Source organism: Bradyrhizobium viridifuturi (assembly GCF_001238275.1).
GTDB classification, from domain to species: domain Bacteria; phylum Pseudomonadota; class Alphaproteobacteria; order Rhizobiales; family Xanthobacteraceae; genus Bradyrhizobium; species Bradyrhizobium viridifuturi.
Window position 1 is genome coordinate 1 of record NZ_LGTB01000088.1, and the last position, 9,534, is coordinate 9,534.

The following is a 9,534-nucleotide window of genomic DNA, read 5'->3' on the forward strand; positions in this document are numbered from 1 at the left end:
AGCAGGCGGCCGCGCGGCAATTCCGGCACTTCCTCGTCGTCGTCGCTGGGCGGCGCCACCTGGCCGACGCGGGAGTCGAGCCCGGGCGGACGCGGCGCGGGATCGGAGAAAATCGTTCCGATCTGCGCGCGCGCGGGCGGCGCAAGCGAGATGGTTGAGGCGGCAACCAGGGCCGCAAAGCCAGTCAGGGCAACGGTTCGAAGCATCTCGCGCGGCTTTAAAGGGCGAATCGGGCTCGCGACAGTCTACCTTGATATCGGCCGCTCGCAGGCCACCGGTTAACACGCCGAATACGGCGGGGAAAGGGCACCGGGCCACCTCTCCCCGGCCCGCCGGCCACGCTCTGGTCACCCTCTGGTCACCCCTGGGAACACGTGTGATAGTCCTCACGCTGAAGCCACGCGGCACCGCGTGAAAACCAGGAAAATCCGGATCGAACCGGACCAGCCAGAGGAAACCCAACATGCCCGATCGCATCAGGCTCGACGGCCGGGTCGCCGTCGTCACCGGGGCTGCCGGCGTCATCGGAACCGCCACGCTCCATCTGCTCGCCGAACGCGGTGCGCGGATTGTCGCAGTCGACCGCAAGGGGGCCGATCTTGCGGCCGCCGTCAAGGACCTCCCCGCCTCGGCCGAGGCCCTGGGGATCACGGCCGACGTCACCGACGAGGACGAGGTCAAGGACTATGTCCGCGCCGCCGTGGACCGCTTCGGCACCATCGACGCCTTCTACAACAACGCCGGCATCGAGGGCGACGTCAGGCCGATCCCTGAATATTCGCTGGAGAGCTTCCGCCGCGTGCTCGACGTCAATGTCGTCGGCGTCTTCCTCGGCATGAAGCATGTGCTGCCGGTGATGCTGAAGCAGAACAAGGGCAGCATCATCAACACCGCCTCGATCGCGGGCCTGATGGGATCGCCGATGATCGCGGTCTACAGCGCCAGCAAGCACGCTGTGATCGGGCTGACCAAGAGCGCAGCATGGGAATGCACCGGCACCGGCGTGCGGGTCAATTGCGTCTGCCCCGGCATGATCGAAAGCCGGATGCTGAGCACCATCCTGCAAGGCCGCTCCGGCGGCAACGCGCCGCCCCCGGTCGAGAAGATCGTCGACCGCATCCCGGCGCGCCGGCTCGGCCTCGCCAGCGAGGTCGCCTCCATCGTCGCATTCCTCGCTTCCGACGAGGCGAGCTACGTCTCCGGCTCCGCCTACACCGTCGACGCGGCCGCACCGCCGCCTGACACCCCAGCCCAGCATCACAACAAGGTTTGTCGTCCATGCCCGTCGTTCTCGATCCCGATGCCGCCGCCGTCTACAAGGCGTTCCAGGAGGCCGGCCGCCCCGCCTATGAATCGCTGACCGCACCGGAAGCACGCGAATATTATCGCGCCGCCCGTATCGTCTCCAATCCGGAGCCGCCGGCGCTTGAATCGAGCAAGGAGCTCGCGATCCCGGCGCCGCACGGCAGCATCCCGGCGCGCATCTACACGCCGAACACGCTGCGCAAGGCGAACGGGCTCGCGCCGTGCCTGGTGTTCTTCCACGGCGGCGGCTGGGTGATCGGCGACCTCGATACCCATGAGGTGGTCTGCCAGAAGCTCGCCCATGAGGGCGAGCTGATCGTGATCTCGGTGGACTATCGCCTCGCGCCCGAACACCGCTTCCCTGCCGCGGTCGACGACGCCGTCACCGCAACCAGATGGGTCGCCGCCAACGCCAAGGATCTCGGCATCGACGCCGCGCGCCTGATCGTCGGCGGCGACAGCGCCGGCGGCAATCTCGCGGCGGTGGTTGCGCTCACCGCCCGCGACGGCGGACCTAAGCTCGCGGCCCAGCTTCTGGTCTATCCCGCAACCGATTTCTCGCGGCAGCATCCCTCGCATCGCAGCCCGAGACCAGCATCCTGCTGACCCATTCGGTGATCGGCTGGTTCGGCAATCATTATCTCGGTGATGCCGACAACAGCGACTGGCGCGCATCGCCCGCGCGCGCGAACGACTTCGCCGGCCTGCCCCCGGCCTATGTGCTGACCGCCGGCGCCGATCCCTTGCGCGACGAAGGCGACGAGTACGCGAAATTCCTCGAGGGCGCCGGCGTGCCCGTGACGTACCGGCATTTCCCCGGCCAATTCCATGGCTTCTTCACCATGGGCAAGCTGCTCAATCAGGCCAATGTCGCGGTGACCGAGATCAGCGCCTGGCTGAAGTCGCTGGGCTGATGTCCTCCTCGATCGAAATCGCCAGGCACACGCTGCTCTCCTGCGGCCTGGTCCTGGCGATCGGCACGGTCGCGGCGCTGTTCGCCCAGAAGATCCGGATTCCCGATGTCGCGGTGTTCCTCATCGTCGGCATCCTGATCGGCCCGCATGCGCTGGGGCTCGTCAATATCGCCGCCGATTCCGCGCTGAACCAGATCATACTGCTGTTCGGCGCGAGCTACATCCTGTTCGACGGCGGTGCGACGCTGCGGCTGGCCGTGCTGAAACAGGTCTGGGTCACGATCGCGGTGATCGCGACGGTTGGCGTCGTGATCACTGCGATGATCACCGGAACGGCGGCCAAGTTCATCCTGGGCGTTCCCGCGATCGTGGCGTTCCTGCTTGCGGCAACACTGGCCTCGACCGATCCGGCGACGCTCGTGCCGATCTTCCGCCAGGTTCGGATCAGGGACCGTGTCGCGCAAACCGTGATGAGCGAGTCGGCGTTCAATGACGCCATGGGTGCGATCATCACCTTCAGCCTGCTGGGCCTTGCGACCGGCAGTGCCTTCTCGCTCTCCGCCTCCCTGCTCCAGTTGCTGACGCATTCCGTCATCGGCATCGTCGCCGGCGTCGTGCTCGGTTATCTCGCGGCGCTGTTGATCGCTCACGAAAAGTGGGCGTTCCTCGCGGAATACGCGCCGGTGGTCACCGTCGTCGCCGTCATCAGCGCCTATTTCACCGCCGAGGGCATGCACGCATCCGGCTTCATGGCGGTGTTCGTGTTCGGCATCATGCTCGGCAACAAGGAGAGTTTCGGCTTCCAGATGGAGCCCGGCGAAGCGCAAAAGCTCGACGAGTTCGTTCTGACCACGGCCTTCATCCTGCGCCTCTTCATTTTCATTCTGCTGGGCGCTCAGGTCAATTTTGCGCTGATGCAGCAGTATTGGCTTGGCGGCGTCGCGGTCACGCTGGTGCTGATGTTTCTGGCGCGCCCGGCCACCGTCTTCCTGTGCGCGCTGCCCGATCGCCGCGCTCGCTGGAGTTTGCCGGAAATGCTGTTCATGTGCTGGACCCGCGAGACCGGCGTGATCCCCGCCGCGCTCGCCGGCCTCATGCTCGGCATGAAGGCGCCCGGAGCCGAGATGATCGCCTCCGTCACCTTCATTGCGATCCTGATGACGATCCTGATCCAGGCCTCGACCACACGCTGGCTTGCGTCGCGACTCGGCCTGCTCGCGGTCGATTAGAACCGCCAGGCAAGAGCAGCGGCGCGCTGCCGACGCTTATGTCGTCTTTATGCCGCGCGACCGCCGGTCGTCTCGCTTTCCTATGCCGTTCCCGCCATGTTTGGCGAGGCAAACGGCGCACGATCCCGTGGCGCCGCAGACGAGTTCCTCATTGAGGTGCGGTCATGCAGCATCCGTCACAAGACAACGATCGGAACCCATATTCACCGCTGCTGTGCATCGCCGTTTTCCTGATGTTCGGCGCGGCCACGCAGGTCAACGGTCTTGCGGGCTGGTTCTGACGGCTCCTCTCCTGCGCGCTTTTGACGCCCCGGCCGGCGCGCCACCACGTCGTCGCGAGCCTCGGTTAGGGTTGCTTTGCCCGGATTGCCGTGCGAAATCGCCCATGGGTGTTTGCTGCATGGAGCAGTGACAGGTTGAGCGATGGTCGGGCCACCACGCGGGAAGCGTGCGCCCGATGGACCACCGACTGCCAGCCGAAGACCCGCCGTCAACCCAACTGCTCGCGCAGCGCGCGTTCGCGACCCTCCAGCGTTTCCTGCACGTCGAGGCCGTCAGCGGTTGCGTGCTGTTGATGGCTGCCGTGGCGGCGTTGATCTGGGCCAATTCCCCCTTTACCGGCAGCTACCACGCCCTGTGGCATCAGCCCGTCGCGATCCAGCTTGGCTCGTTCGTGTTCTCCAAGCCGCTGCACTTCTGGATCAACGACGGCCTGATGACGATCTTCTTCCTCGTCGTCGGCATGGAGATTCGTCGCGAGGCCCACGAGGGCGCGTTGAGCAGGTTCGATCAGGCGATCCTGCCCGTGGTCGCCGCAGCCGGCGGCGTCGTCGCACCCGCCCTGATCTATCTGAGCCTGAACGCCGATGCGGTGCGCGGCCAGGGTTGGGCCGTCCCCACGGCGACGGACATCGCGTTTGCCGTCGGCGTGCTCGCGCTGCTCGGACGGTCGATCCCAGTCAATCTGCGGATATTCTTGCTGGCGCTGGCGATCGTCGACGACGTCATCGCGGTGCTGATCATCGCGTTCTTCTATTCCGGGGGCCTTGGGTTCGGCGGCCTGCTTGTCGCCTCGTTCGGCATCCTGATGGTGCTGGCGCTGCAACGGATCGGGATCGGCTCGGCAATTGTCTACATCGTCCCCGGCGCGATCGTCTGGTCCGGTCTCCTGATGAGCGGAGCCCATCCGACACTTGCCGGCATCGTGCTCGGCCTGATGACGCCGGTGCGGTCGATGCCTCTTGGAGAACATCCGTTGCAGATGCTGTCGCGGGTCGCCGGAGAGCTGCAAAACGGCGACGCGCTTCATGGCAGTGAGACGCATCATCTGGCGTCACCGCGGCGGCAGCTTCGTCTCGCGCAACGCGAGATGTTGCCGCCCGTGGTACGCGTGCAGACTGCACTGCATCCCTGGGTCTCCTACGGCATCATGCCGCTGTTCGCATTGGCCAACGCCGGCGTCAGCCTGACTGGAATTGATCTCTCGGCCGGCGCTCAATCCGTGATGCTGGGCGTAGGCTTTGCACTCGTCGTTGGAAAGCCCGTTGGCGTAATCGGTACGACCTGGCTTGCGGTGCGGCTCGGCTGGTGCCGGCTGGCCCCCAGCGTTTCGTGGGGCGGCGTCTGCCTGGTCGGCCTGCTTGCCGGCATCGGCTTCACCATGTCGATCTTCATCGCGATGCTGGCCTTCGCCGATGAAGCCCTGTTGAACGCGGCTAAGCTGGGCGTGCTGCTCGGCTCGGTCGTCGCCGCCATGCTCGGCCTCGGTTGGGGTGCGATCTACATCCGGCACCGTCGCAGCGTGACGCGCGCGCGTCGGTCGCCTGCCGTAGATCGATATGCCCGGAGACCGCACGGGCAGCCGGGCGAACGCTCGGCCGCCGGCTAACCCGCGACCGGCGCTCCGCATTGACGCACATGCGGAATTTGCCGCGCTGCGGCGCACAACGGCACCCTTGCTTCAAAATTGTGGAAAAGCGAGACAAATCCGTTGACATTGATAAACTCCATTTGCCGTAACAACTTATGGAGCGTTCGCATGAGTGTTAGTGCAGAAATCCTCGCCCGCGCCCCGTTGGAACAGACGGACGACGAAATCGAAGCGGTGAGCTCGCATCGACCACGTGGCAATATTCGACCTCTCTCACCGATGCCCGACTACGTCGAGCACCGCAATGGCGTCAATGAAGTGGGCAAGCTGTCGGCCGAGGCCGTCGTGCGCGAGTATGAAGCGGCGGTGAAAGAGATCGAGGCCCTCGGAACGGAACTGCAATTGGCTGCCAAGAACTGCGAAGTAATGGTGGCCGGCGTCCATGACATGATCGCAGAGATCAAGGAGTTCGCCGCGGGTTACCGCGATCAGGGCAAGCGCTTCTTCCTGCAGATCGAAGCCGTCTCGTTGATGACCATGGAGGTCAGGGATACCTGCGAGACACTCAAGAAGAAGATCGCGACCGATACATTGAGCCAGTGATTTATTTCGGTTGAAGCACATTTCATGATCAGCATCCGAGGATCTCTGCGATCGTGGGCTGATCCTGTATTTGGTAAATGACTGCGCTAGTCCGGCGCGGCGGAACCGTTAGTTCTATTCAAGACCAGTTTGTTCAAGACCAAGTCATTCAACATCTTGCCCCGCTTCGGCGGGGCATTTGTGTTGTGAGACGAGCATTCCCTGCACGCGTCGCGTGCTCGAACTGGCCGGCCCTTCGTCCTGACTTAGCGTGCGTCAGGTGCACGCTCGGCTGTGTCCGCGGCCGGAGACAATGCGGATATCGGGGACCAGCGGTCGCTGAAATCCTTGGCCGGCAGCGTGTCCGCACCGGAGGCGACGACGTCGTCGGTCCGCGACGCGTGCGACCTCATCGTGGCGGCGGTTGCAGTGACGGCCAGCAGGGCGACAGCCACGAACCCGGTAATCGTTCGATGCTTTGTCATTAGAACCTCCTCGGGTCCCCAATGCCCACTAGACGTGGGTCACGGGAACCTTCGCGAGGTTCATCAGCGCAAGACGGCATGCATCGCATGAAATCGGACAACGATATTGTCCCAGGACTCAAGGTGCCGTCATCGGGTAGCAGTTGTCGCTTCGCCGCCGGAATGACCTTCGATCCACAAATCGCCGCAGCTTCCGCAGTCGACGACCTACCCCGCCCGCGAGGCCCGGCGCAGCGATTGCGGGGGTTGGCCGAAGGCGCGGATGAAGGCGCGGCGCATCCGCTCGGGATCGCGGAAGCCGGTGATCTCGGCGACGCGCTCGATCGCCTCGCCCGACGACTGCACGCGCTGTCGCGCCACCTCTATTCTCAGCCGCTCGACGGCCTTCGACGGCGTGGTGCCGGTCTCGGCGATGAAGGCGCGGGTGAAATGCCGCGAGCTCATCCCGGCCTTGTCGGCGAGGTCCTCGACCGTCAGCGGCGCGTCGAGATTTTCCCGTGCCCAGGCCAGCAGCGGCCCGAACCTGCCGTTCGGCGTCTTCAATTCCAGCAGCGAGGAGAACTGCGACTGCCCGCCGCTGCGCCGGTGATACAGCACGAGCTGGCGCGCGGTGTTCTGCGCGACCTCGTCGCCATAGTCCTCGGTGATCATGGCGAGCGCGAGATCGATGCCGGCGGTGATGCCGGCCGAGCTCCAGATATTGCCGTCGCGGACGAAGATCTGGTCCGGCTCGAGCTTGATCTTCGGATAGGTCTTCACGAAATGCGGCGTGCGCTGCCAATGCGTGGTGGCGCGGCGGCCGTCGAGCAGGCCAGCTTCGGCCAGCACATAGGCGCCCGAGCAGACGCTGGCGACACGGACTCCGCGGTCCGCCATCCGCCGCACGAATGACAGCGTGGTCGGACAGGTCGCCGGCGTACGCACGCCGTTGCCGCCCGCGATGATCAGCGTCGTGATTGCTGCCGACGGCTTGAGGCCGCGTGCCAGCATCTCGACGCCGGACGACGAGCGCACCGGCCCGGCCTTCACGGCAATCGTCTTGATGCCCGGTGGATTGTTGGCGAAGCGCGCCGCGATCTCGAACGCCGCAATCGGGCCGGCCGCATCGAGCAGCTGGAAGTCGGGAAAGATCAGGATGCCGATCATCGCCAAATCCTTTGAACCCGGCCTCGTCCGAAAACGAGGGAAATACGCCATTCTTGACAGGAGGCCATCATGGCATCCTGGTTCCGTCAAGCGCTATTTGGAGGCCTCCGATGTCCGACCCCCTGCAGATTGGATTGCTCGTCTTCCCGAAGGTGACCCAGCTCGACCTGACCGGTCCGCTGCAGGTGTTCTCCTCGGTCCCCGGCGCGAAGGTGCATCTGATCTGGAAGCGGATCGAACCGGTTCCGACCGATTCCGTCATGGTGTTGACGCCGACCACGACCTTTGCCGACTGCCCGCAGCTCGACGTGATCTGCGTGCCCGGCGGCTTCGGCACCGACGACATGGTCGGCGACGAGGAGATGCTCGGATTCCTGCGCCGCCAGGCCGCGGGCGCGAAATACGTCACATCCGTTTGCACGGGATCGCTGGTGCTCGGCGCCGCCGGCCTGCTCAAGGGCTATCGCGCCACCACGCATTGGAGTGCGATCGATTTCCTCGCGGGCTTCGGCGCCATTCCGACCAAGACCCGCGTCTGCGTCGACCGCAACCGCTTCACCGGCGGCGGGGTCACGGCCGGCATCGACTTCGCACTGACGCTGGTGTCCGAGCTGGTCGATCGCAAGACCGCGGAAGCGATCCAGCTCAGGCTCGAATACAACCCGGCCCCGCCGTTCAATGCCGGCTCGCCCGACACGGCACCGGCCGAGATCCTGGCGCTGATGAAGGAGCGCATGGGACCGGCGCATGCGCGTCGCGGCGAATTGATGGGCCGGGCTGCGGCGCGGCTGGCTTGACCTGTTCGCTGCAAAGAAACTTGACCTGATCGCCCAAAGAAAAAGGCCGCCCGGTTTCCCGAGCGGCCCTTCCTGTCTCACGGTAGCCTCACATTTGCGGGCGATTTCAGGACATCTGTACCGGGGGCTATCTCCCGGCCGCATCCAACTCGGAGGCCGCTGCTCATCGGGACAGTCGCGATCTGGAGCCCGATCCGACGCGATGGTTTCCCATCTCCGTAAGATGGCTTCATTGAGCCGCGAAGATGCGGACCGCGCAAGTGGACAGCATCGGCGGCGGCCGACCTGTCCCCGCTGTTACCGTTGTCCACAGGCGCGCACCTGCGCGGCCACGGCAACGCGTGCGCTGCACGCGCGCAATTGCGCACGTGCAGGGGTCAGCAATGCGTGAAGATCAGCTTCCCGGGGTCCAGGCGTGGTAGTCGCCGGTCGCCTTCGGGCGACGGCCGCTTGCCAGCGTCGAGCCGGACGGACGGTAAGCCTGGGCAGTGCCGGTCATGTTCGGCAGATGCGGCTTTTCCCATTCCTTGGCGACGTACTTCTCGTCGGTCGGGGGCACGTCGACCGTGTGGTGCAGCCAGCCGTGCCAGCCGGCCGGAATCCGGGACGCCTCGGCATAGCCGTTATAGACCACCCAGCGGCGCTCGAAATGCAGCGTCGGGTCGATCTCGCCGCCCTTGGTGCGATAGTAGCGGTTGCCCTGCTCGTCCTCGCCGACCAGCTCGCCGAATCGCGAGGTCCACAATTGCGTGCCAAAGGTCTGGCCGTTCCACCAGGTGAAGAATTTCAGCAGGAATTGTTTCATGCGTGGCCGGTCACGGGTTCGAGGCAGTCCGGCTCTGATGCCACCTGAATCCGCAAATGTCCAGCCGCCGCCAAGGTAGCCAGGCACTCCCGGAATAGACCCCATCACCTGCCCGTTTGGCGACCAAATGACGCGGTCACGGAGAGTTTTGTTCACCTGCCATACATGCGCCTCCGGCCAAACAAAGATGACGGACAATCAATGTCGCGCGCTGGAACGTCCAACCGCAGAAATGGTTAGACATTGTCCGTTTTGATGGAGTCCAAAATGATCAATATGAAGGTTCTGAGCACCGCTGCGGCGCTGGCGCTTGCGCTGCCGCTGGCTGTGGCGCCGACCGTTTCGTTCGCCCAGACGGCCGCGCAAATGGGCGCGATGGGCGGTGGCGGTGGAGCACGCGG

The 9,534-nt window shown here is 64.9% G+C and carries 7 protein-coding genes and 3 pseudogenes; 6 read left to right on the top strand and 4 right to left on the bottom strand.

Annotation, left to right across the window (positions count from 1 at the left end; all coding sequences use genetic code 11):
* Positions 1-206 (bottom strand): annotated as a pseudogene (locus tag ALC15_RS40215) (DUF2155 domain-containing protein); the annotation flags it as partial.
* Positions 207-463: 257 nt separating this feature from the next.
* Between ALC15_RS40215 and ALC15_RS40220 the strand changes: the two are divergent.
* The 5 genes and pseudogenes from ALC15_RS40220 (at position 464) to ALC15_RS40240 (ending at position 5,921) form a co-directional block, all read left to right on the top strand.
* Entirely contained in the window at positions 464-1,360 is an 897-nt protein-coding gene (locus ALC15_RS40220; RefSeq protein ID WP_244486487.1) for an SDR family NAD(P)-dependent oxidoreductase, read from the top strand.
* Positions 1,279-2,219, top strand: a pseudogene (locus tag ALC15_RS40225) (alpha/beta hydrolase). Before ALC15_RS40220 ends, ALC15_RS40225 begins: the two are co-directional and overlap by 82 nt.
* Positions 2,219-3,448 carry a cation:proton antiporter gene (locus tag ALC15_RS40230; RefSeq protein WP_050632050.1) on the top strand — a complete coding sequence of 410 codons (1,230 nt, stop codon included), beginning with the start codon at positions 2,219-2,221 and terminating at the stop codon, positions 3,446-3,448. Before ALC15_RS40225 ends, ALC15_RS40230 begins: the two are co-directional and overlap by 1 nt.
* Before the next feature lie 457 nt (positions 3,449-3,905).
* Positions 3,906-5,252: pseudogene (nhaA, locus tag ALC15_RS40235) on the top strand (Na+/H+ antiporter NhaA); the annotation flags it as partial.
* A gap of 234 nt (positions 5,253-5,486) precedes the next feature.
* Positions 5,487-5,921: a hypothetical protein gene (locus ALC15_RS40240; protein ID WP_050632051.1), complete on the top strand. Its 435-nt coding sequence runs from the start codon at positions 5,487-5,489 to the stop codon at positions 5,919-5,921.
* A gap of 245 nt (positions 5,922-6,166) precedes the next feature.
* Here the strand turns inward: ALC15_RS40240 and ALC15_RS40245 are convergent, their stop codons facing one another.
* Together ALC15_RS40245 and ALC15_RS40250 are read right to left on the bottom strand one after the other, a co-directional pair.
* Complete coding sequence (locus ALC15_RS40245) at positions 6,167-6,385, bottom strand: hypothetical protein (RefSeq protein ID WP_050632052.1); 219 nt, start codon at positions 6,383-6,385, stop codon at positions 6,167-6,169.
* A 207-nt stretch (positions 6,386-6,592) separates the two neighbouring features.
* The gene (locus tag ALC15_RS40250; RefSeq protein ID WP_050632055.1) at positions 6,593-7,531 is read right to left on the bottom strand and encodes a GlxA family transcriptional regulator; all 939 of its coding nucleotides are present in this window, start codon (positions 7,529-7,531) and stop codon (positions 6,593-6,595) included.
* A gap of 110 nt (positions 7,532-7,641) precedes the next feature.
* Between ALC15_RS40250 and ALC15_RS40255 the strand changes: the two genes are divergently transcribed.
* Positions 7,642-8,328, top strand: coding sequence for a DJ-1/PfpI family protein (locus ALC15_RS40255; protein ID WP_050632053.1), 687 nt, complete (start codon positions 7,642-7,644; stop codon positions 8,326-8,328).
* A 394-nt stretch (positions 8,329-8,722) separates the two neighbouring features.
* Here the strand turns inward: ALC15_RS40255 and ALC15_RS40260 are convergent, their stop codons facing one another.
* The gene (locus ALC15_RS40260; RefSeq protein WP_050632054.1) at positions 8,723-9,133 is read right to left on the bottom strand and encodes an NADH:ubiquinone oxidoreductase subunit NDUFA12; all 411 of its coding nucleotides are present in this window, start codon (positions 9,131-9,133) and stop codon (positions 8,723-8,725) included.
* Between the last annotated feature and the right edge of the window lie 401 nt (positions 9,134-9,534).

Bases quoted from the DNA above. Each gene is read 5' to 3' on its own strand.
- ALC15_RS40220 (WP_244486487.1), top strand. From the start codon at position 464: ATGCCCGATCGCATCAGGCTCGACGGCCGGGTCGCCGTCGTCACCGGG.
- ALC15_RS40230 (WP_050632050.1), top strand. From the start codon at position 2,219: ATGTCCTCCTCGATCGAAATCGCCAGGCACACGCTGCTCTCCTGCGGC.
- ALC15_RS40240 (WP_050632051.1), top strand. From the start codon at position 5,487: ATGAGTGTTAGTGCAGAAATCCTCGCCCGCGCCCCGTTGGAACAGACG.
- ALC15_RS40245 (WP_050632052.1), bottom strand. From the start codon at position 6,385: ATGACAAAGCATCGAACGATTACCGGGTTCGTGGCTGTCGCCCTGCTG.
- ALC15_RS40250 (WP_050632055.1), bottom strand. From the start codon at position 7,531: ATGATCGGCATCCTGATCTTTCCCGACTTCCAGCTGCTCGATGCGGCC.
- ALC15_RS40255 (WP_050632053.1), top strand. From the start codon at position 7,642: ATGTCCGACCCCCTGCAGATTGGATTGCTCGTCTTCCCGAAGGTGACC.
- ALC15_RS40260 (WP_050632054.1), bottom strand. From the start codon at position 9,133: ATGAAACAATTCCTGCTGAAATTCTTCACCTGGTGGAACGGCCAGACC.